Here is a 21588-nt window from a genome sequence, read left to right as displayed (position 1 = left end):
CAGTAACTATTTAGAGAGAATCTGCAGAACAGCTTGCAATTCTTCACGCAGACGGAGGTCGCCGCGAGCTTCTTCAAGGCGATTACGTGCACCACTAATCGTAAAGCCCTCTTCGTATAAAAGTGAGCGAATTTTTCTGATGAGGACTACCTCATGGTGCTGGTAATAGCGACGGTTACCACGTCGTTTTTGCGGGCTTAATTGGGAAAACTCTTGCTCCCAATAGCGTAATACGTGAGAACGAACACCACAAAGATCTGCCACTTCACCAATAGTGAAATAACGCTTAGCTGGTATCGGGGGAAGTTGAGAGCTCAGCAGCGCTGAGCTGGCATCAAACTCGGTTTTCTCGAGCATGTGACTCCACTACATCTTTAAGCTTTTGACTAGCGTGAAAAGTAACTACACGTCTAGCAGCAATCGGAATCATTTGACCTGTCTTTGGATTTCGGCCAGGACGAGCCGATTTATTGCGCAACTGGAAATTACCAAAACCAGAAATCTTTACTTCTACGCCGGTCTCAAGAGATTGGCCAATGCGATCAAAGAAAGCATCAATCATGTCTTTCGCTTCACGCTTATTCAATCCAACCTGATCAAAGAGAGCCTCTGATAGCTCATTTTTAGTAACGGTATCGTTAGAAATCAATTCGGTCATTGCATGTCTCTTTGGTAACTAATTATTCGATTTATATCTAATACTAAACCTAGCGCAGACGAGCCGCACATTTTTTCTCAACGGCAGCCAATAAAGCAGCCATTACTGCGTCAATTTGGGGGTCTTGTAATGTTTCATTAGGATTTAACAGGGTGACACGGAAAGCTAAGCTTTTCTCATCGTCTGCCATGCTGCTTGAACCCGCCTTGGGCTTGAACTCGTCAAAGAGCTCAATATTGCGGACAAAATTCTGTTTACTCGCAGCCATAACATCTAGCAAAGATTGCGCAGAAACACTTTGTTTTACTACCAATGCTAAATCTCGTTGCACGGCAGGGAATTTACTTAATTCTTCAGGAACCGGCAATCCCAGTTCACGAATTGGCTCTAAGTCCAATTCAAATAACACTGGTGCTTGCGGAAGTTCATAGGCTTGTTGCAAGCCTGGATGCAATTCACCTATCCAACCAATGGCAATATTGTTTTTTCCGGACTTCAAAATCACTTGTGCTGAACGGCCAGGATGCAGTGCAGGATGTTGCGCGGATTCTGTTACAAAATGCAGCGGATCTAAGACGCGCTCAAGATCACCCTTCACATCGAAGAAATCTACCGCACGCGTTGCATTGGCCCACTGCTCGGGTACGAATGAACCATAAGCTAAGCCGCCAATTTTTTGCGGCTGATGAAAACCTGCTACTTTGCCGGCTTCTTCTTGCGCATTAGGGTCACGCTTAAATACGCGGCCAGTCTCAAACAGGCGCACACGACCTGCTCCGCGGTTTAAATTAGACTTCAGATTGGAAAGCAAGCCACCCCACAGATTGCTACGCATCACACCATATTGATTGGCGATTGGATTGAGCACCTTAATTAGGTCTTCCTCTTTAGCCCCTGCAAGACGCTGTTCGCTTTCAAGATCCGTGAAACCAAAGTTCACAGCCTCTTGATACCCTTGCAATGCAAAACGCTGACGTAGCAAATGAATACCGCGTTTCGCTTCCGCTTTAGCGCTCATCTTTAATGAGGCGACTGGCGGTTGATCGGGAATGTTTTCGAAGCCGTACATACGTGCAACTTCTTCAATTAAATCTTCTTCGATCTCAATATCGAAACGATAGCTTGGAGGAGTAACAACAAACGCATCACCCTCTTGCTTGAATTCAAAACCGAGACGCTTAAATACATCGGCCACTACTTCGCTTGTCAGCGGAATGCCGATGACTTTTTCCGCTCTAGCCAAACGCATTTTGACCGGCTTACGCTCTGGAACATTGAGAACCTGATCATCCACTGGACCTGCTTGACCACCGCAAACCTCAATAATTAAGGCGCTGAGATACTCTAAGCAATTAACCGTATTTTGCGGATCTACGCCACGCTCAAAGCGATGGGCTGCATCTGTACTGAAATTGAAGCGACGGGCACGACCCTGAATCGCTGCAGGCAGCCAATAAGCTGCTTCAACATAGATATTTTTGGTGTCATCTGTTACTGCGCAGTGATTTCCACCCATAATGCCTGCAAGCGCTACTGGACCAGATTGGTCTGCAACTACGCCCGCATCTTGCATCTTGCCAGCAGAATCTGGGCCCTGCAAAGTCACTGTCTGGCCATTGAGAAGCTCGAGTGTCTCACCTGATTTAGCCCAGCGCACAGTGATGTCGCCATTCAATTTATCGATATCAAATACGTGTGTAGGCTGACCCATCTCTAACATCACATAATTCGATAGATCTACCAAAGCAGAAATACTTCTTTGACCGGCATTACACAGACGCTGAATCATCCAATCAGGTGTTTTGGCTTGCGGATTCACACCACGAATGACACGGCCTGCAAAGCGACCGCAAAGTTCTTTATTTTCGACAGTAACTTTGCGCTTATCTTGAATGGTTACTGCCGGCGGCGTCCACTTTGGAGCACAGAGGGCAGCACCAGTGATTGCTGAAACTTCTCTTGCCATCCCCATCAATGAGAGGCAATCGGCTTTGTTTGGCGTTAATTTGATAACGAAGATTTGATCATCGAGATTGAGGTATTGGCGAATATCTTGACCAACTGGAGCATCCGTAGGCAACTCTAAGATGCCTTCATGGTCATCACCCAAACCGAGCTCACGACCAGAACACAGCATGCCTTGGCTTTCTACACCACGTAGCTTGCCTACTTTAATCAGGAAAGGCTTGCCACCCGCTTCTGCTGGAGGTAATTCAGCACCAACCAGAGCGCAAGGGATCTTAATGCCAGCACGCGCATTAGGTGCGCCACAAACGATTTGCAATTCTTGGCCAGTACCTGCATCCACTTTGCAAACTCGCAAACGGTCTGCATCAGGATGCTGCTCTGCAGAGAGAATTTGTGCAACGACAATCTTGGTAAATGCTGGTGCCACTGAATGCTGCTCTTCAACCTCTAAACCGGCCATAGTAATTGCATGACCAAGCGCATCACTATCAAGTGATGGGTTTACATACTGACGGAGCCAAGATTCAGAAAATTGCATAGCGCGATCTAAGATTTATTAATGCTGATTTGGTTATGCGGGGAACTGCCCCAAGAAACGCAGATCGTTTTCAAAGAACAGACGAAGATCATCTACGCCGTAACGCAACATGGTTAAGCGCTCTAATCCAGATCCAAAGGCAAAGCCGGTATAACGCTCTGGGTCGATACCCATATTGCGCAATACATTCGGATGAACTTGCCCTGCTCCAGAGATTTCTAACCAACGACCAGCAAGCTTACCGCTACCAAAGGCCATATCGATTTCAGCAGAAGGTTCTGTGAATGGGAAATAAGATGGGCGGAAACGCACCTGTAATTCGTTTGTTTCAAAGAAAGTTCTTAAGAAGTCTGTATAGACACCTTTGAGATCTGCAAATGAAACACTCTCAGCAATCCATAAGCCTTCAACCTGATGGAACATCGGCGAATGGGTTGCATCACTATCAACACGATAAGTTCTACCTGGTGCAATCACTTTGATTGGCGGCATCACATCTGCGTTGGCGTATTTCTTAACGTGCTCGCTCGCATAGCGAACCTGAATTGGACTGGTATGCGTGCGCAATAACAAAGGCTTCTCATTGGAATCTTTGCCATCGATGTAAAAAGTGTCCTGCATAGAACGAGCAGGATGATTCTCGGGGCTATTTAAGGCGGTGAAATTAAACCAATCGGTTTCAATTTCAGGGCCATCTGCTACATCAAAACCAATCGAGCGGAAGATCTCTTCAACGCGTTCCCAGGTGCGCATTACAGGATGCAAGCTACCTACTGCTTGGCCACGGCCAGGCAAGGAAACGTCAATAGACTCCGCCGCAAGACGTTGCATCAACACAGCATCAGCCAAAGCTTGGCGATGCTCTTGTAACGCAGCTTCTACTTGAGTTTTGATTTGATTAATTTGGGCGCCAGCACTCTTGCGCTCCTCAGGCGACATTCCACCAAGCGCCTTTAAACGCTCAGTGAGAACACCTGACTTACCGAGATACTTGGCTTTCGCGTCCTCTAGAGCTGCCGCATCGGCAGCTCCGAGGAAATCACGTTTAGCATCCTCGACAATGTGGTCGAGAGAAACCATTGCAGCTTAGTTTAGAAAACTAAGATTAAGCTGCAGCGTTTACTACGGATTTGATCCGAGTAACCAAAGCAGCGAAAGCCGCTTTGTCAGCAATGGCCATATCAGAAAGCACTTTACGGTCGAGTTCGATCGCAGCTTTCTTCATACCATTCATGAATACGCTATAAGTCATGTCATGCTGACGAACTGCCGCGTTGATACGAGCAATCCACAAAGCGCGGAATACACGTTTCTTATTGCGACGGTCACGGTATGCATATTGACCAGCACGCATAACCGCTTGCTTAGCAATACGGAATACGTTCTTACGACGGCCACGGTAACCTGTAGCGGCATCGGTGATTTTCTTATGACGGGCTCTTGCTGTAACCCCACGTTTGACTCTTGGCATTTAATTCTCCTAATCTAGTCTGAGGTTAAGCGTATGGAAGCATAGAGCGAATTGACTTAACGTCAGCTTTCGCAACTTCTGTGGAACCACGGAGGTGACGCTTATTCTTTGTGGTCTTCTTGGTGAGGATGTGGCGTTTGAAAGCCTGACCTCGTTTAATCGTTCCGCCTGCGCGAACCGTGAAGCGCTTTTTAGCGCTACTCTTGCTCTTCATCTTGGGCATAAAGCACCCCTTCAATTACTTGTGCAACATAGGTGGTAACCGACGGTTACTCTTCCTGTACCCAGAAGCACTTCAAACTACCGGCGCCTTTCAGCGCCTCCCTACATAAGAACCAGGTAGAACCTGATTACTTAGCCTTACGAATGGGGGCCAATACCATCACCATCTGGCGGCCTTCCATCTTTGGAAACTGTTCGACTTGGCCGTATTCAACGAGATCCAACTTCAAACGCTCCAACATTCTGACTCCGATTTCTTGGTGGGCCATCTCACGACCCCGAAACCGCAGCGTAATCTTTGTCTTATCGCCATCTTCTAAAAAGCGGATTAGATTGCGTAGCTTCACACCGTAGTCACCATCATCAGTACCAGGGCGGAATTTCACTTCCTTCACCTGAATGACTTTTTGCTTCAGCTTTGCTTCATGCATCCGCTTGGCTTCTTGGTATTTGAATTTGCCGAAGTCCATGATGCGGACTACAGGTGGAACAGCCGTCGGAGCAATTTCAACCAAATCGGTTTCTTTCTCTTCTGCTGCAGCCAAGGCTTCACTCAACTTAACTACACCGATGGGTTCACCATCGATTCCAATCAAACGCACTTCAGGAGCAGTAATTTCCCGGTTAATGCGTTGCAATTTTTCAGTAGCGATCTTCTTAATTCCTTTAAAAAAACAATAAAAACCGTTCTAACCCTAGCTAGGCTCGGGTCCGACTTTCTGGGAAATATCCTGCTGGAGTCGGGCAACGAAGGCATCAAGAGGCATTACACCTAAATCCACTCCGCCACGGGCACGAACGGCCACCGTATTACTTTCAGATTCTTTATCCCCTACAACGAGCAAAAATGGGATCTTCTGTAATGCGTGCTCGCGTATTTTATACGTAATTTTCTCGTTCCGCAAATCAGATTCGACTCTGAACCCTTGTTTTTTCAGCAATTGCTGCACTTGTTGTGCGTATGCAGCAGAATTTCCTGAGATATTAAGGACTACAGCCTGGGTCGGAGCAAGCCAAACTGGCATGTTTCCGGCGTGATTTTCGATCAAAATGCCGATAAAACGCTCTAAAGAGCCCACAATTGCCCTATGGAGCATGACTGGGGTCTTGCGGCTATTGTCTTCAGCGACATATTCAGCGCCCAAACGGGCTGGCATGGAGAAATCCACCTGAATCGTGCCGCACTGCCAAGTACGTCCAATGGAGTCTTTGAGGTGATATTCGATCTTTGGACCGTAAAAAGCACCCTCGCCTGGCAATTCTTCCCATTCCTGGCCAGAGGCCTTCAGGGCACCGCGCAGAGCATCTTCAGCTTTATCCCAAATGGCGTCATCGCCAACGCGTTTAGCTGGACGTAAAGCAAGTTTTACGGCAACCTCGGTAAAGCCAAAATCTTGATAAACAGCACGAACTGCTTTATCAAATGCTGCCACCTCAGATTGAATTTGATCTTCAGTACAGAAAATATGGCCATCGTCTTGTGTGAAACCACGCACGCGCATCAAACCATGCAAAGCGCCCGATGGCTCATTGCGATGACATTGACCAAATTCACCGAAGCGCAATGGCAACTCACGATAGCTATGCAAACCAGAGTTGTAAATTTGTACGTGACCAGGACAGTTCATCGGCTTTAACGCATAAGCACGATTTTCCGACTCTGTCGTAAACATATTCTCTTTGTAGTTATCCCAGTGGCCCGATTTTTCCCACAGACCACGATCCAAAATTTGTGGCGCTTTAACTTCTTGGTAGCCTTCTTGCTGATACACGCGACGCATGTATTGCTCAACCTCTTGCCAAATTGACCAACCTTTTGGATGCCAGAAAATTAAGCCTGGAGCCTCTTCTTGGAAATGAAATAAATCGAGCTGCTTACCGAGGCGGCGATGATCACGCTTCTCAGACTCTTCCAGCATATGTAAGTAAGCATCTTGATCTTCTTTACGTAACCAGGCTGTACCGTAGATACGCTGCAGCATCTCATTCTTACTATCGCCACGCCAGTAAGCACCAGCAAGCTTCATCAGCTTAAATACCTTGAGCTTGCCTGTAGATGGTACGTGCGGGCCGCGGCACAAGTCGGTGAACTTGCCTTCGGCATATAGAGATACATCTTCACCCTGCGGAATGCTCGCAATCAATTCTGCTTTGTAATTTTCACCCTGCTTTTTGAAAAACTCAACAGCTTCATCGCGTGGCATTACGGTGCGCGTTACTGGCTCATCTTTTTTAGCGAGCTCAGTCATTTTCTTTTCTAAAGCAACTAAGTCATCCGGAGTAAATGGGCGGTGATATGAGAAGTCATAGTAAAAACCATTCTTGATAACTGGGCCAATAGTGACTTGCGCTTCAGGGAATAATTCTTTTACAGCGTATGCCAATAGGTGAGCGGTCGAATGACGAACAATTTCTAACGCTTCAGGACTCTTATCAGTAATGATGGCCAGTTGACTATCTTTATCAATAACAAAACTGGTATCCACCATCTTGCCGTCAACAATGCCACCTAATGCGGCTTTCGCAAGACCGCTACCGATGCTTTGTGCAACATCCGCTACGCGAACAGGTGCCTCAAACTCACGTTTTGATCCATCGGGCAGAGTAACTACAAGCATGATGACCCCATCTTATTTACTGAACTACATTCCTGACATCTTTCCCAAAAAGAAAGCGCGGTAGCTTTAGGGCATCCGCGCCTCTTTGGGTCTTATTCGTTGGTAGGCTCGATTGGACTCGAACCAACGACCCCCACCATGTCAAGGTGGTGCTCTAACCAGCTGAGCTACGAGCCTATACAGCCATAGAGTTTATCACCGGCGGCGCACTTGGGTTACCCCTTTGACCTCTTCTAAGCTGTTTTGAACCACTCGTAAGACTTCAGAATCCTTCACCTCAACCGTTAAAAGGATCTGAGCTAAGCCTTTTTTAGCTGATTTACGTAAATCAATCACATGCACACCCTGCCGCGTGAGAATCTCAAAGAGCTCCCGCATGAGCTCAGGTCGATCTAGGCCAGTTACAACCAAATCTGCTGGGAATACCCGTTTTTGCTCCTGGTTGACGATAGGATCTGCTGCTGAAGTTGTCCAAGCCGTTTGAATTACTCGCTCCGGAGCCCTTTCCAAAAGACCTCTGAAGGTTTTGCATGAGCGTCGATGAATCGATACCCCTCTACCCTGAGTCACAAATCCGGCAATAGCGTCCGGAGGAACAGGTCTGCAGCAACGCGCCAACTGCGTTAACAAAGAATCCACCCCAACCACCAAGACATCGCCGCTTTGCGCGTGCTTACGCGTACTGCTGCGCAGAATAATCTCGGGCGTAGCAGGAGTAACTTTAGTTTCTGAGTTGGCATCTTGCTTGTTATCAATCGTCTTGATTGACTGACCAGCTTCCTCATCGTCCAATGCATTAAACCAAGCGCGAACTCTTTGGCGCGCTCTTTGCGAACGAAGGTAATTTTTATCAGGGCTAATCCAGTCGCGCGATGGACCGCCATGCTTCACCGCAATGATTTCAACTGTTTGACCATTCTGCAGTGATGTCTCTAACGGCACCATAGCGCCATCTACTCTTGCGCCTCTACAACGATGACCAAGATTGGTATGCACCGCATAAGCAAAATCAATGGGCGTTGAGCCCTTCTCTAATGAGATCACCTTACCCAAGGGAGTGAGCACATAAATATGATCGTCAATCTCATGGTGCTTGAGTTGCTCCCAAGCATCTTCTTTCCAGGAGATAAGCTGACGAGCCCACGCTATTTGCCTCTCATAGGCCACTTCTGCGCTATGCGTTCCTTGTTGATGGTTAATGCTGGGCTTATTGGTTTTTGCTGCATTGGGTGGCGTCGCCATACCAACGTAGGCACCCTCCTTGTAACGCCAGTGTGCTGCCAATCCATACTCAGCCTGCTGATGCATTTCTTGTGTGCGCACCTGAATTTCAAATGCAGTACCGTCATCATTCATGACTACGGTATGCAAGGATTGATAGCCGTTGGGTTTAGGTCTAGCAATGTAATCATCAAATTCACGTGGCACTGGTTGCCAAACGTTATGCACGATACCCAGCACGGCATAGCATGACTTCACATCATCAACCAATACTCGAAATGCTCTAACGTCATAGAGATTGGCGAAATCTAAAGACTTGCCTTGCATTTTTTTCCAGATGCTGTAGATGTGCTTGGGTCGCCCAAGTACTTCACCATCAATTTGCGCAGCCTTGAGCTCTTCCTGTAGTTGCAAAATAATTTGATCAATAAAGGATTGGCGCTCAATACGTTTCGAATCGAGCATCTTGGCGATCTCTCGATAGGTTTCTGGAGATAGCGCCCGAAACGCTAAGTCCTCCATCTCCCATTTCATCTGCCAAATACCCAAGCGATTCGCTAATGAGGCATCAATATTCAGGATTTCCTGCGCCCAAGCAGCTGGCATCTCCATTTTCTCTTGAGTGATCCAGCGCAGAGTCTGCAATCGAGATGCGAGATAGATCAGCACCACCCTTAAGTCATCACCAAATGCTAGAAGCATTTTGCGCAGCATTTCTTCTTGGCCGGTAACACTGAGTCCACCATCATCACGCATCAATTTTGCTTGGGCCTGACGTAAACCGCGATAACCAATCAGTAACTTGGCAGGCTCTTCACCAATCAATTTAATGAGCGCTTCTTTACCGTGGGTACGCGCAATATTATTTGCCGCAACTAGGGTTGCTTCGTCTAAATTAAGCACTTGTAGGACTTGCGAAACCCCAAGCGCATGCACTTCAGCTGGCTCGCCATACCAGGCATCCTGAAAGACGGCTACTTTTTCGGATGTAGTGGGATTATTTGCCATAGGCAAAATGATTTGTAGGAATTAGCTGAAGAATTCTTTTGCCAACGCAATTTGCTCTGGCTTCACAAATGCAGGAGCATGGCCTACGTTTGGAATCTCAATACTGCGAGCATAGGGATTTACTTTGCACATTTGAGCTACGGTTGCAGCAGAAAGCAAGTCAGAATTTCCACCCCGCACAATCAGCATCGGAATATGAATTTGCTTAAATGCATGCCACATCGCCATTTCGCCTGCCTTGGCCATGATTGGATTCACTGAGGCAAACGGCACTGAGATATCTGGGTCGTAATGCATGATCCATTTACCATCTTTCTGAACTAACATGGGGCCGTTATAGACTTCCCACTCTTGCGGAGTGTGCTCGCCAAAGCTGGCGCAGATTTCATTCAGGCGAGTTAGCGCATCTTCACGATTGGCAAAAGCAAATGGCTGCCCTACGTAAGAGCCCAAACGCTTGATAGCCTCAGACTCAATCTTCGGGCCCACATCATTGATCAACATGCGACGTATTGGCGAGTTTGGCATTGATGCATAAACCATTCCAATGAGACCGCCCATCGATGTACCAAACCAGTCCACTTGAGTTACACCAAGTTTTTTCACTAAGGAGGCAATATCTGAAACGTACTGTGGTACGGCATACAGCATCGGATTGCTAAGGCGGTCTGAATCACCCCTACCAACAATATCTGGACAGACAACGTAATAATCCTTGCACATAGCTAGTGCGAGGGTCTTAAAGTCACTACCCCGCCTGGTGAGACCATGAACACACATCAATACTGGATTACCTGGATTGCCCCATGCGTGATAGGCCATGCGATGTTTTTCATCGCCACTAGAGCAGTCGACGTAAAAAGTTTCGCCATCATGAAATACATTTGCAGCTTGCGCTTCATTGTGAATTTCATGACTTGCGTGATCATGCTCATGATCATGGTCTTCACCAATCACCTCAGGCTGTAAGGTCACATGATCAATACCATGCTTATCTAACAACATTTCATTAATTCTGGCCATGATCTGTGGCCACTCTTGAATATCGGCAATTTCAATATGGCCAATCAATGCTGGAAAGCTTGGAGTCATCTCCCAGACATGTAAATCGTGCACCGCAAGTACGCCCGGGACTCTTCTTAAATCAGTACCAACTTGTAAATAGTCAATGTGGAGAGGCACACCCTCCATGAGAAAGTGATACGACTCATGGAGAATGGAGATGGTTGATTTCAGAATCAGTAGCGATACCAGGATAGACAAAATGGCATCAATTGGCATCCAGCCCGTTAACTGAATCACAACGCCTGCAATCAACGCAGCGATTGATCCCAGCAAATCGCCCATGACATGAACTAAGGCTGCACGAGTATTAACGCTCTTCTTATCACGCGACAACACCCATGCAACCACGATATTCATCAATAAGCCGATAGCAGCGACAACAGTGACGGTAAGACCATCCACTTTATGTGGCTCATAGAATCGACTAATTGCCTCAACCATAATCCATACAACTAAAGCCAGCATCACAATGCTATTGACAAATGCTGCTAAGGCCTCTGCTCTGCCAAAACCAAATGAATGTTTTGGGGATGGTGGGCGACGGGAAATAATTTGTGCCAACAAAGCCAATCCGAGCGCTGCAGCATCGGTGACCATATGACCCGCATCAGAAATCAACGCTAATGAGTTAGCAAAATATGCTGCCACGCCTTCAATGCCTGAAAAGCCTAAAGTAAGTACTAAGGCAATTAACAGTAAATTTTGATTGGAGACTTGCTTGCTATGGGTGTGTTTTGCATCACCCTTTTTATGAGCATGAAGAGAGGGATCAACGCCCGAATTCATCTTGGGTACTGAGGATTTTGAATGAGGAAAATGGAATCCCGACATAGTGATTCCATTATTTCATTCATCTGGATAAATTGCTCAGAAACCCGTTGTATCAACAGGGGCACCTGTCTTTGCAATCACTTCTTCTTTTGTCACGCCTGGAGCTAGCTCTACTAAGTTCAAGCCCGAGCGAGTAATGTCCAAGACACAAAGATCGGTAATGATCTGGCTAATAACACCTACACCGGTCAAAGGTAATGTGCACTTAGGCAAAATCTTCAGCTCTTCTGTGCCATCCTTTTTCTTGGCAACGTGCTCCATTAGCACAACAACATGTTTTACGCCGGCCACCAAGTCCATTGCGCCGCCCATGCCTTTGACCATTTTTCCTGGAATCATCCAGTTAGCTAAATCACCATATTCGCTTACTTGCATTGCGCCCAAAATCGCAATGTTGATTTTGCCGCCACGAATCATTCCGAAAGAATCTGCGGAAGAAAAAATAGATGAACCGGGTAAAGTAGTCACGGTTTGTTTGCCTGCATTAATCAGGTCGGCATCAATCGTATCTTCAGTTGGGAACGGGCCAATACCTAATAGACCATTTTCAGACTGAAGCCACACTTCCATATTTTTTGGCACATGGTTAGCTACCAAAGTAGGCATACCAATACCCAAGTTTACGTAGTAACCATCTTTTAATTCTTTAGCAGCACGTGCTGCCATCTCATCTCTAGTCCAAGCCATGTCGATCTTCCTAAATATTCTGTTCTGTTGCCGTTCGGGAAATTAAGCTGTTGCAGTCATCGTGCGCTGCTCAATACGCTTCTCTGGAGTCTTATGGAGTACCAATCGGTGTACATAAATACCAGGCGTATGAATCTCATCGGGATGCAGCTGACCGTTCTCAACGATCTCCTCTACTTCAGCTACCGTGATCTTGCCGGCCATTGCCACTACCGGATTAAAGTTACGCGCTGTGTAGCGATAGACCAAGTTCCCTGACTTATCTGCTTTCCAAGCTTTCACCAAAGAAATATCAGAAATAATTGAGCGCTCCATGATGTATTTCTCGCCATCGAATTCTTTTTCCTCTTTACCTTCAGCAACTAAAGTGCCAACACCAGTCTTGGTGTAGAAAGCAGGAATACCGCAACCACCGGCGCGCAGTTTTTCTGCCAAGGTTCCTTGCGGAGTAAATTCCAACTCCAGCTCACCAGCTAAATACTGACGCTCGAATTCTTTGTTCTCACCCACATAAGAGGCAACCATCTTTTTAACCTGGCGGGAGTTCAGCAATAAACCCAACCCGAATCCATCTACGCCTGCGTTATTAGCAATTGCAGTGAGGTTTTGAACGCCCAAATCCTTTACCGCCTGAATTAATGCCTCAGGAATGCCGCAGAGACCAAAACCGCCAACAGCCAATTTTTGTCCGTCTTTTAAGATGTCCCGCAAGGCATCGACTGCCGATGGGTAAGTTTTATTCATAACTTTTGTCCTAATATTGCCAAAAAGGGTAAAAAAGCAATCATAACGCTTTGGGGCCATTGATCCAGACGGTCTTGGCACTAATTCGGATTTTGGCAGTTGGAACTAAACTATTAGGGCTTAAATACCCTATTTTTGAGAAATTTCGGAGAAATTGAATGAATGCTGCTGAACTGGTCGAGCAATTTGGACCCAGAGACTCCATGGACTATGACTTAGTCATCGTTGGAGGCGGCCCTGCAGGCTTATCGGCCGCCATTAAAGCTAAGCAACTAGCAAATGCCTCCGGCAAAGAAATTAGCGTTTGCGTTCTAGAAAAGGGTTCCGAAATCGGCGCTCACATTCTTTCTGGCGCGGTGATGGATCCAAAGGCGCTTACTGAGTTATTTCCGGATTGGAAAGAATTAGGTGCGCCACTCGACACCCCAGTCTCCGAAGATCAATTTTTATTCTTGACCAGCGATAACTCCTATCAAGTTCCAAATTGGATGCTACCCCACTGCTTTAAAAATGAAGGCAACTATATTGTTAGTCTTGCAAACGTGACACGCTGGCTTGGACAACAAGCTGAAAATCTCGGTGTTGAAATTTTCCCTGGTTTTCCTGCTGCAGAAATTCTCTACAACGAACAAGGTTCGGTATGTGGCGTGATTACCGGCTCAATGGGTTTAGATAAAGAAGGCAACCCAACAGATCAGTTCCAGCTTGGTATGGAGTTGCGTGGCAAGTACACCCTCTTTGCTGAAGGTTCACGTGGCCATCTTGGCAAACAGCTCATCTCTAAATTTGCATTAGATAAAGATGCTGATCCACAAAGCTACGGGATTGGCATCAAAGAACTCTGGGAAGTCGAACCTTCTAAGAGCAAGCCGGGGCTGGTTGTCCACACAGCAGGCTGGCCATTGGAGAGTGATACCTATGGTGGCTCATTCCTCTATCACTTAGGCGATAACAAGGTGACAGTTGGTTTGGTAGTCGGCCTCTCTTACAAGAACCCTTACCTCTCTCCTTTTGAAGAATTTCAACGCTATAAGTTGCATCCTAAGATTCGGGAAACTTTTGAAGGCGGTAAGCGTATTGCCTATGGTGCCCGTGCTCTGACAGCCGGTGGATTAAATAGCCTTCCTAAAACAGTATTTCCTGGTGGCGCGCTCATCGGATGCGATGCAGGCTTCTTAAACGCCTCTCGCATTAAAGGTAGTCATGCAGCCATTAAGACCGGCATGCTTGCTGCAGAAGCAGCAGTTGCGGCTATTAATGAAAATCGTTCTGAGGATGTTCTATCAGCCTATCCAACCGCATTCCAAAATAGTTGGCTACATACAGAACTCAATCAAGCGCGTAACTTCAAGCCATGGATGTCCAAAGGACTCTATCTCGGCACCCTAATGGTTGGTTTAGAGCAAAAGCTGTTGGGCGGTAATATGCCATGGACGGTTCATCTGAAGCATGCTGACCACGAATGCCTAGAGCCGGCTGCACAACACAAGCCCATTGATTATCCGAGGCCAGATGGGAAGATTACGTTTGATCGCCTCTCATCCGTATTTATTTCCAATACGAATCATGCCGAGAATCAGCCTATCCACTTAACATTGAAGAATGATTCCGTGCCTGTGGATATCAATCTCAAAACCTATGCAGGCCCCGAGCAACGCTACTGCCCTGCTGGTGTGTATGAGTATGTGGAAACCGACGGCAAGCCTCGCTTACAAATCAATTCGCAAAACTGTGTTCATTGCAAAACCTGTGACATTAAAGATCCAACCCAAAACATTATCTGGATTACTCCAGAAGGTGGTGGTGGACCGAACTACGCATCGATGTAAAGCAATGCAATACAACAAGCCCCGGTTAGATGCCGGGGTTTTTCATTCAAAACAGGAATCAATAAATAGCGTTATATTTAGCTCATGATGATCCTACATACCATGCTTCGCGTTGGCGATTTAAGTCGCTCGATTGATTTCTACACCAAAGTATTGGGAATGAATTTATTGCGTACTACTGAGCGTCCTGAGCAAAAATACTCGCTCGCTTTTGTGGGGTTCGGCAAAGGTAATGGAGATGGACAAGCTGAGATTGAGCTAACCTATAACCATGGAGTTTCTAGCTATGAGATGGGAACAGCCTATGGTCATATAGCCATTGGTGTTCCTGATGCCTATGCTGCGTGCGCCAAGATTAAGGCAGCTGGCGGTAATGTCACTCGTGAAGCTGGTCCAGTAGCTGGCGGCGATACCATCATTGCATTTGTGACCGATCCTGATGGCTACAAAATAGAGCTCATTCAGCGCTAATCGTGGCCCAGCCCGATTCATATCAACTAGAAATACTTGATCGCTTAAGCGATATTCCGTGCGAGGACTGGAATGCTTTACTTCCTGCTGATGCAGGCCCCTTTCTGCGCCATGAATTTCTTAGCACTCTAGAAGAGACGGGTTGTGTTGGAGGCAATACTGGGTGGCAAGTCGCACACCTGCTCCTAAAAGATCATGGCCAACTGATTGGCGCAATGCCTCTGTATATGAAACAACATTCGTATGGAGAGTTTGTGTTTGATTGGTCTTGGGCGCAGGCTTATGAACAACAAGGAATGCAATATTTTCCGAAAGCGCTCTGCGCCATCCCCTTCTCCCCCGTACAAGGCTCCAGAACTCTTAGTGCCAGTCACATTGATGCCGACATGGTTAGGCAGCATCTAATTGAAGGCTTAAAAACTGTAGTTGTTCAAAACAATCTGTCTTCAGCGCATGTTTTATTCCCTTATGCCTCAGAATCTAAAAACCTTCAAGAGCAAGGCTTCATGCTACGTGACTCCGTGCAATTTCATTGGCATAACCAGGGCTTTGAGAACTTTGAACGATTTTTAGCAGCCCTCACAATGAAGCGCCGCAAAAATATTCGGCGCGAGCGCGAGCAAGTGACAAAAGAATCTATTCACTTTAGGCATGTGCCAGGAATATCTTCAACCGATGACGATTGGGAATTTTTCTATCGCTGCTATGAAAATACCTACTTAGAGCATCGCTCTAATCCATATCTCAGTAAGACTTTCTTCAAGCTATGGGCTCAGAGAATGCCTGAGAATCTTCATTTAATCATTGCTGAACGTGCGGGCCATCCTATTGCTGCATCATTACTAGTGATAGACCCGAAAACCTCTAAGGCTTATGGCAGATATTGGGGTGCGATAGAACATATTCCCTGCTTGCACTTTGAAACTGCCTATTACCAAGCCATTGAATACTGCATTTCCAACAAGATACAGACCTTTGAAGGTGGCGCACAAGGTGAACACAAGATGGCCCGCGGCTTCTTACCCACCACGATTCAATCAGCCCATTTCATTGCCGATCCCCGCTTTGCCAAAGCAGTGCAGCACTTCTTAGATCGTGAGCATCAAGGGATTGGGGCTTATGTCGATGAGCTTGCCGAGCACAGTCCTTTGAAATCGTCTAAAGTACAGCCATGAATTCTGGAAGCAACGATACTAAATCAGCCTCGCAAGATGGCTCTCACTCCCTATCGACTGGGGACAATGAGTCCGACTCCCCTTGTATTGGTGTATGCACCACTCTTTACGATGAAATCTGCCAAGGATGCGGTCGCACTCTCGGAGAAGTAAGTAATTGGGTATTCTTTTCTCAGGAAGAAAAAGATTCGGTGTGGAAGCGCATTCGCGAAGAAGGTACTGCGACCCGCTTTCAACGTCAAGCCAAAGAAAATAAGCCCGCTTAGGGGCTTATTTTTAAGTAGCTACTAGTGAGGTTGCTTTAACCTTCTAATGCCTGACTGCGCAAATACTCTTCGTACGTTCCTGAGTAGTCAGTAACCGTGCCATCCATCTTCACTTCTAAGATGCGATTAGCCAAAGCAGATACAAACTCACGGTCGTGAGAAACAAATATCAAAGTACCGTCAAATTTCTCAAGTGCAATTTGTAAGCTCTCAATGGATTCCATATCCATATGGTTTGTCGGCTCATCCATTGCTAGCACGTTATATTTTTGGAGCATGAGCTTGCCCCAAATCATTCTGCCCTTTTCACCACCAGAGAGCACCTTAACGGACTTGCCAATATCATCGCCAGAGAACAGGAGACGACCTAATGTGCCACGAATAACTTGATCGTCATCACCAGTATTACGCCAGTTGTTCATCCAATCCATGAGCAATTCGTCTTTTGCGAACATCTCAGTATTGTCTTGAGGCATCACACCAACGTTAGCGTTCTCAGCCCATTTCACATCACCGCTATCAGCAGCAATACCTTCAAAGCGTTTGCTTAGAATGGTCTTGAGTAGTGTCGTCTTACCAGCACCGTTTTGTCCGATGATGGCAATCTTCTCGCCAGCACGAACGCCTAATTTGAAATTCTTGAAGATAACGCGGTCATAAGCCTTAGTTAGCGCATTGCACTCTACCGCCATGTTGTGCAGCTTCTTCTCAGTATCAAAACGAATAAATGGGTTCTGACGTGATGAAGGCTTTACTTCAACAATCTCAATTTTCTCTAGCTGTCTCTGGCGTGAAGTCGCTTGGCGTGCTTTAGAAGCGTTTGCAGAGAAGCGTGCTACGAAAGCTGCCAATTCAGCAATTTTCTCTTTCGCCTTCACGTTATTACTCAGCTGCTGAGTGCGAGCCTGAACAGATGCCAGCATGTAGGAATCGTAATTACCTGGATAAACCTTCAAGGTTCCATAGTCCATGTCGGCCATATGCGTACAGACTTCATTGAGGAAGTGACGATCATGGGAAATGATGACGATGGTGCTCTTAATTTGATTGAGGATGTCCTCAAGCCAATGAATGGAGTGAATGTCCAAGTTATTGGTTGGCTCATCAAGCAGCAATACATCTGGATCAGAGAACAATGCTTGCGCTAGCAATACACGCAATTTCCAACCTGGCGCAACATTGCTCATTGGGCCGTTGTGTTGCTCGATAGGAATGCCAATACCCAATAACAACTCACCTGCTTTTGCTTCAGCGGTATAGCCACCGTATTCAGCGTACTTACCTTCAAGCTCAGCAGCCTTCATGTAATCTTCATCAGTAGCATCTGGGTTAGCGTAGATCGCATCACGCTCTGCTGCAGCCTTCCACATCTCTTCGTGACCCATCATCACTACATCAAGAACGCGCACATCCTCGTATGCAAATTGATCTTGACGCAATTTACCCAAACGAATACCTGGGTCTAAGCTCACGTTACCGCTAGTTGGCTCAAGCTCGCCACCTAAAATTTTCATAAAGGTTGACTTACCGCAACCATTTGCGCCAATGAGGCCGTAACGATTACCGCCGCCAAACTTCACGGAGATGTTTTCAAACAGAGGCTTCGCCCCAAACTGCATGGTGATATTAGATGCTGACAGCACGGATGTTTTCTAGCTTTCTGAAATTCAATAGTTACCCCGGAGGGGCAAAGACCGTTATTTTAACGGCTTAGACGTCTTTCTTGGCAGGAAGCCGTGGCCTTACTTAGACTTTGACCCTAAATGGGGTGAAATTCGTATGAATATCGTAGAAATCCTCGTTTTCCTTGCGCTTAAGGAAGTTCACGACCAAGTAAGTCAATGGGGTTGCCAAGACCTCCCAGGATGTCTTGAGAACGTACTGCGCTAAGGCCACCTGAATGATTTCATGGGTCGGCCAAATGCCATAAAAGGCCAACATATAGAAAAAGGAGGAGTCGACCATCTCACCCACCGCTGTAGAGCCGATCGTGCGCATCCATAGAGCACGGCCCTGGGTCCAGATCTTCATCTTTGCTAATACATAACTGTTAACCAGACTTCCGCACCAGAAAGAAAACATGGAAGCCAAAGCAATACGCCAAGAGTTTCCAAATACCGTCTCCAATCCATGCTGGTAATTTGCCATGTAATCACCAGGAGCAACCGGCAAAGCAATGACTATTTGCGCCATGATTGCGGCAAATGCAAGAGCGGCAAAGCCGGCCCAAACCGCCCTCCGATCGTAAGCGTACCCATAGACTTCCGTGAGGATGTCGCCAAAGAAATAGGCGATGGGGAAAAATAGAATTCCCCCGCCAAATGGCACTGTCCCAAAATACGGCAAATCAACTACGGCTGCCTTACCAGCGCCAATAAAGTTCGAGCACAATAAAACCACTACGAATGCGGTCAGAATCAGGTCGTAATAACGATGGTGGCGTCTAGGCGAGTCCATAAGTCTAGAAAAATGGATAATAGAAACAGAATATCTGCATTCCTGAAAATTCGCAGGACGCAGGCCAAAAGTAACAACAACACCGCATAGAGGATGACAAGGTAATGAGTAAAGTAAGTTTTAACTGGGCAGACCCTCTGCTTCTCGACACCCAACTAACCGAAGAAGAGCGCATGGTTCGCGATGCTGCCGCTGAATATGCTCAAGGTCGTTTAATGCCGCGCATTCATGATGCCTATCGCAATGAAACCACCGATCCTGCTATCTTCCGTGAAATGGGTGAGCTTGGTCTTTTGGGGATCACCATCCCAGAACAGTACGGCGGAGCAAATCTCAACTATGTCTCTTACGGTTTAATCGCCCGTGAAATCGAACGTGTGGATTCTGGTTATCGCTCCATGATGAGCGTGCAGTCTTCCTTGGTGATGGTTCCAATTAATGAATTCGGCAGCGAAGCCCAAAAACAAAAGTACCTTCCTAAATTAGCTAGCGGCGAATGGATTGGTTGCTTTGGTTTGACCGAGCCTAACTATGGCTCAGATGCTGGCGGCATGATTACTCGCGCCAAGAAAGTTCCTGGCGGATTTTCTTTGACTGGCTCCAAGATGTGGATCTCCAATTCCCCGATTGCAGATGTGTTTGTAGTCTGGGCAAAGAATGATGAAGGCATCATTCGTGGCTACATCCTTGAAAAAGGCATGAAAGGCTTAAGTGCACCGAAGATCACTGGCAAGATGGGCCTGCGCGCGTCTATCACCGGCGAAATCGTGATGGATGAAGTATTTGTACCAGCGGAAAATGAATTCCCAGAAATTGAAGGCCTCAAAGGCCCCTTCACTTGCTTAAACTCCGCACGCTATGGCATTGCCTGGGGAGCACTTGGCGCTGCTGAGTGGTGCTGGTATGCCGCTCGCCAATACACCATGGATCGCAAGCAATTCGGCAAGCCACTGGCTGCGAATCAATTGATTCAGAAGAAATTAGCCGATATGCAAACTGAAATCACCTTGGGACTACAGGGTTGCTTACGCTTGGGTCGCATGAAAGATGAAGGTATTGCCGCTCCAGAAATCACCTCCATCATGAAGCGCAATTCCTGCGGCAAGTCTTTGGATATTGCCCGCATGGCACGCGATATGCATGGTGGTAACGGTATCTCAGATGAGTATGGCGTCGTGCGTCACATGCTGAACTTAGAGGTAGTTAACACCTATGAAGGCACTCACGATATTCACGCTCTCATTTTGGGTCGTGCGCAAACGGGGATTCAGGCCTTCAGTTAGGCGTCCAGCTTACCTGCGATGGCCTTTGCTGCTCTGGCAAAGGCCTCATCACTATCATCATCTAGTTGTACAAAATTCTCAATTCTGTATTGAGGAAAATTGCGCACAATCGATGATTGGTAGGATGGGTCGTAATGCTTTACTAGCAACTCTTCAACAAGCTCCGGAAAATTACCCGCATCAATTGCATCATTCCATTTAGCAATCTGCACTTTTCCATAATGTGCAGTGAGTAATGCTAACTTACGCTTGAAATTATCGGTATCGGTTAGAAAGTGATGGTATTCACGAATTAACCAGGACACTCGTGTTTGAGTGCTTGATCTCAACTCAATACAGACACCATTACGAATTTTCTCCATCAAGGCGTCTGGTACATGCAAGCCCCCTACTTTCTTGCTTTCGGACTCAACAAATACTGGCTTAGCGGGGTCAAGCGAACGTAAGGCATTCCATAGAGCAGTTTCAAAGCCTTTTTGGGATGGCTGGTCTTCATTAGGCTCATTACCAAGCACCGAGCCACGATGAACTGCTAGGCCCTCTAAATCAAGGATCTGAGCCCCTAGGGCGCCAATCTCTTGAAGTACTCGCGTCTTACCGCTGCCCGTCATTCCACAAATCACCTGAAATGAAAATTGACCAGCCGCCTTGTCTAGACCATCGATTACCGTACGACGAAAACCTTGGTAACCACCCTCCAGCTGTTTAGCTTTCCAGCCAATCCGATTGAGAATGTGGGTAAAGGCACCACTACGCTCACCACCACGCCAGCAATAAATTAAGGGACGCCATTCACGGGGTAATTCTAGAAAGTGGTTTTCAAGATGGGTGGCAATATTTTTAGAGACCAATGCGGCGCCTAGTTTTTTGGCTGCAAATGGCGACTCTTGTTTGTAGAGCGTTCCTATTTTGGCGCGCTCTTCATTATCAAGAACGGGGTAATTAACTGCGCCAGGAATGTGATCTAAAGCAAACTCAGCAGGAGATCTCACATCAATAACGAGATCAAACTGATCTAGCTCAGATAAAAATTGATCAACTCTTAAGATGTGCGGATTGCTGGGTTGCACGATAGA

The 21588-nt window shown here is 46.7% G+C and carries 20 protein-coding genes and 1 tRNA gene; 5 read left to right on the top strand and 16 right to left on the bottom strand.

Annotation, left to right across the window (positions count from 1 at the left end; genetic code table 11):
- Positions 1-6 precede the first annotated feature (6 nt).
- From ICN23_RS08490 to ICN23_RS08430, 13 genes are all read right to left on the bottom strand, one after another.
- Entirely contained in the window at positions 7-357 is a 351-nt protein-coding gene (locus tag ICN23_RS08490; protein ID WP_216190180.1) for a MerR family transcriptional regulator, read from the bottom strand.
- Complete coding sequence (locus tag ICN23_RS08485; RefSeq protein ID WP_068321512.1) at positions 335-658, bottom strand: integration host factor subunit alpha; 324 nt, start codon at positions 656-658, stop codon at positions 335-337. Before ICN23_RS08485 ends, ICN23_RS08490 begins: the two co-directional genes overlap by 23 nt.
- 49 nt (positions 659-707) lie before the next feature.
- Positions 708-3164 (bottom strand): phenylalanine--tRNA ligase subunit beta, encoded by a 2457-nt coding sequence (gene pheT, locus ICN23_RS08480; RefSeq protein WP_216231716.1) that lies wholly within the window; start codon positions 3162-3164, stop codon positions 708-710.
- A 33-nt stretch (positions 3165-3197) separates the two neighbouring features.
- Positions 3198-4244: a phenylalanine--tRNA ligase subunit alpha gene (gene pheS / locus ICN23_RS08475; RefSeq protein ID WP_216231715.1), complete on the bottom strand. Its 1047-nt coding sequence runs from the start codon at positions 4242-4244 to the stop codon at positions 3198-3200.
- Positions 4245-4269: 25 nt separating this feature from the next.
- Positions 4270-4635 carry a 50S ribosomal protein L20 gene (gene rplT, locus ICN23_RS08470; RefSeq protein ID WP_011902675.1) on the bottom strand — a complete coding sequence of 122 codons (366 nt, stop codon included), beginning with the start codon at positions 4633-4635 and terminating at the stop codon, positions 4270-4272.
- Positions 4636-4660: 25 nt separating this feature from the next.
- Positions 4661-4858, bottom strand: coding sequence for a 50S ribosomal protein L35 (gene rpmI / locus ICN23_RS08465; protein ID WP_011902674.1), 198 nt, complete (start codon positions 4856-4858; stop codon positions 4661-4663).
- 127 nt (positions 4859-4985) lie between these two features.
- On the bottom strand, positions 4986-5510 hold the full coding sequence (gene infC, locus ICN23_RS08460) for a translation initiation factor IF-3 (RefSeq protein ID WP_205627502.1): 525 nt from the start codon (positions 5508-5510) through the stop codon (positions 4986-4988).
- A gap of 42 nt (positions 5511-5552) precedes the next feature.
- Positions 5553-7475, bottom strand: a complete 1923-nt coding sequence (gene thrS, locus ICN23_RS08455; RefSeq protein WP_216231714.1) for a threonine--tRNA ligase — start codon at positions 7473-7475, stop codon at positions 5553-5555.
- A 100-nt stretch (positions 7476-7575) separates the two neighbouring features.
- A tRNA-Val gene (locus tag ICN23_RS08450) sits at positions 7576-7652 on the bottom strand.
- Positions 7653-7670: 18 nt separating this feature from the next.
- The gene (locus ICN23_RS08445) at positions 7671-9704 is read right to left on the bottom strand and encodes a bifunctional (p)ppGpp synthetase/guanosine-3',5'-bis(diphosphate) 3'-pyrophosphohydrolase (RefSeq protein ID WP_216231713.1); all 2034 of its coding nucleotides are present in this window, start codon (positions 9702-9704) and stop codon (positions 7671-7673) included.
- Between the two features lie 21 nt (positions 9705-9725).
- Positions 9726-11555, bottom strand: a complete 1830-nt coding sequence (locus ICN23_RS10100; RefSeq protein ID WP_216231712.1) for an alpha/beta fold hydrolase — start codon at positions 11553-11555, stop codon at positions 9726-9728.
- A gap of 81 nt (positions 11556-11636) precedes the next feature.
- Complete coding sequence (locus ICN23_RS08435; RefSeq protein WP_216231711.1) at positions 11637-12287, bottom strand: CoA transferase subunit B; 651 nt, start codon at positions 12285-12287, stop codon at positions 11637-11639.
- A 42-nt stretch (positions 12288-12329) separates the two neighbouring features.
- The gene (locus ICN23_RS08430) at positions 12330-13031 is read right to left on the bottom strand and encodes a CoA transferase subunit A (RefSeq protein WP_216231710.1); all 702 of its coding nucleotides are present in this window, start codon (positions 13029-13031) and stop codon (positions 12330-12332) included.
- Between the two features lie 158 nt (positions 13032-13189).
- On the opposite strand from ICN23_RS08430, the gene ICN23_RS08425 reads away from it, so the two are divergent.
- From ICN23_RS08425 to ICN23_RS08410, 4 genes are all read left to right on the top strand, one after another.
- Complete coding sequence (locus ICN23_RS08425; protein ID WP_216231709.1) at positions 13190-14860, top strand: electron transfer flavoprotein-ubiquinone oxidoreductase; 1671 nt, start codon at positions 13190-13192, stop codon at positions 14858-14860.
- 84 nt (positions 14861-14944) lie between these two features.
- Entirely contained in the window at positions 14945-15331 is a 387-nt protein-coding gene (gene gloA / locus ICN23_RS08420) for a lactoylglutathione lyase (RefSeq protein ID WP_216231708.1), read from the top strand.
- A 2-nt stretch (positions 15332-15333) separates the two neighbouring features.
- Positions 15334-16506, top strand: coding sequence for a GNAT family N-acetyltransferase (locus ICN23_RS08415; protein WP_216231707.1), 1173 nt, complete (start codon positions 15334-15336; stop codon positions 16504-16506).
- Positions 16503-16772 (top strand): DUF1289 domain-containing protein, encoded by a 270-nt coding sequence (locus ICN23_RS08410; RefSeq protein ID WP_216214655.1) that lies wholly within the window; start codon positions 16503-16505, stop codon positions 16770-16772. The genes ICN23_RS08415 and ICN23_RS08410 overlap by 4 nt, the downstream gene beginning before the upstream one ends.
- Before the next feature lie 35 nt (positions 16773-16807).
- On the opposite strand, the gene ICN23_RS08405 is transcribed toward ICN23_RS08410, so the two are convergent.
- A complete protein-coding gene (locus tag ICN23_RS08405) occupies positions 16808-18415 on the bottom strand; it encodes an ABC-F family ATPase (protein WP_216231706.1) in 1608 nt (535 codons plus the stop codon).
- 103 nt (positions 18416-18518) lie between these two features.
- Positions 18519-19229, bottom strand: a complete 711-nt coding sequence (locus tag ICN23_RS08400; RefSeq protein WP_216231705.1) for a queuosine precursor transporter — start codon at positions 19227-19229, stop codon at positions 18519-18521.
- A 104-nt stretch (positions 19230-19333) separates the two neighbouring features.
- Between ICN23_RS08400 and ICN23_RS08395 the strand changes: the two genes are divergently transcribed.
- The gene (locus ICN23_RS08395) at positions 19334-20512 is read left to right on the top strand and encodes an acyl-CoA dehydrogenase (protein WP_216231704.1); all 1179 of its coding nucleotides are present in this window, start codon (positions 19334-19336) and stop codon (positions 20510-20512) included.
- Here ICN23_RS08395 and mnmH read toward each other — a convergent pair.
- Positions 20509-21582 (bottom strand): tRNA 2-selenouridine(34) synthase MnmH, encoded by a 1074-nt coding sequence (mnmH, locus tag ICN23_RS08390; RefSeq protein ID WP_216231703.1) that lies wholly within the window; start codon positions 21580-21582, stop codon positions 20509-20511. The genes ICN23_RS08395 and mnmH overlap by 4 nt on opposite strands.
- Between the last annotated feature and the right edge of the window lie 6 nt (positions 21583-21588).

Source organism: Polynucleobacter sp. MWH-Jannik1A5 (genome assembly GCF_018881795.1).
GTDB lineage: Bacteria > Pseudomonadota > Gammaproteobacteria > Burkholderiales > Burkholderiaceae > Polynucleobacter.
This window is presented reverse-complemented; position numbering and strand designations above follow the sequence as displayed.

Coding starts and splice junctions, on each gene's coding strand:
- ICN23_RS08410 (WP_216214655.1), top strand. CDS start 16,503: ATGAATTCTGGAAGCAACGATACTAAATCAGCCTCGCAAGATGGCTCT.
- ICN23_RS08435 (WP_216231711.1), bottom strand. CDS start 12,287: ATGGCTTGGACTAGAGATGAGATGGCAGCACGTGCTGCTAAAGAATTA.
- ICN23_RS10100 (WP_216231712.1), bottom strand. CDS start 11,555: ATGAATTCGGGCGTTGATCCCTCTCTTCATGCTCATAAAAAGGGTGAT.
- rpmI (WP_011902674.1), bottom strand. CDS start 4,858: ATGCCCAAGATGAAGAGCAAGAGTAGCGCTAAAAAGCGCTTCACGGTT.
- ICN23_RS08395 (WP_216231704.1), top strand. CDS start 19,334: ATGAGTAAAGTAAGTTTTAACTGGGCAGACCCTCTGCTTCTCGACACC.
- ICN23_RS08490 (WP_216190180.1), bottom strand. CDS start 357: ATGCTCGAGAAAACCGAGTTTGATGCCAGCTCAGCGCTGCTGAGCTCT.
- ICN23_RS08485 (WP_068321512.1), bottom strand. CDS start 658: ATGACCGAATTGATTTCTAACGATACCGTTACTAAAAATGAGCTATCA.
- gloA (WP_216231708.1), top strand. CDS start 14,945: ATGATGATCCTACATACCATGCTTCGCGTTGGCGATTTAAGTCGCTCG.
- pheS (WP_216231715.1), bottom strand. CDS start 4,244: ATGGTTTCTCTCGACCACATTGTCGAGGATGCTAAACGTGATTTCCTC.
- ICN23_RS08425 (WP_216231709.1), top strand. CDS start 13,190: ATGAATGCTGCTGAACTGGTCGAGCAATTTGGACCCAGAGACTCCATG.
- thrS (WP_216231714.1), bottom strand. CDS start 7,475: ATGCTTGTAGTTACTCTGCCCGATGGATCAAAACGTGAGTTTGAGGCA.
- ICN23_RS08400 (WP_216231705.1), bottom strand. CDS start 19,229: ATGGACTCGCCTAGACGCCACCATCGTTATTACGACCTGATTCTGACC.
- pheT (WP_216231716.1), bottom strand. CDS start 3,164: ATGCAATTTTCTGAATCTTGGCTCCGTCAGTATGTAAACCCATCACTT.
- ICN23_RS08445 (WP_216231713.1), bottom strand. CDS start 9,704: ATGGCAAATAATCCCACTACATCCGAAAAAGTAGCCGTCTTTCAGGAT.
- ICN23_RS08430 (WP_216231710.1), bottom strand. CDS start 13,031: ATGAATAAAACTTACCCATCGGCAGTCGATGCCTTGCGGGACATCTTA.
- rplT (WP_011902675.1), bottom strand. CDS start 4,635: ATGCCAAGAGTCAAACGTGGGGTTACAGCAAGAGCCCGTCATAAGAAA.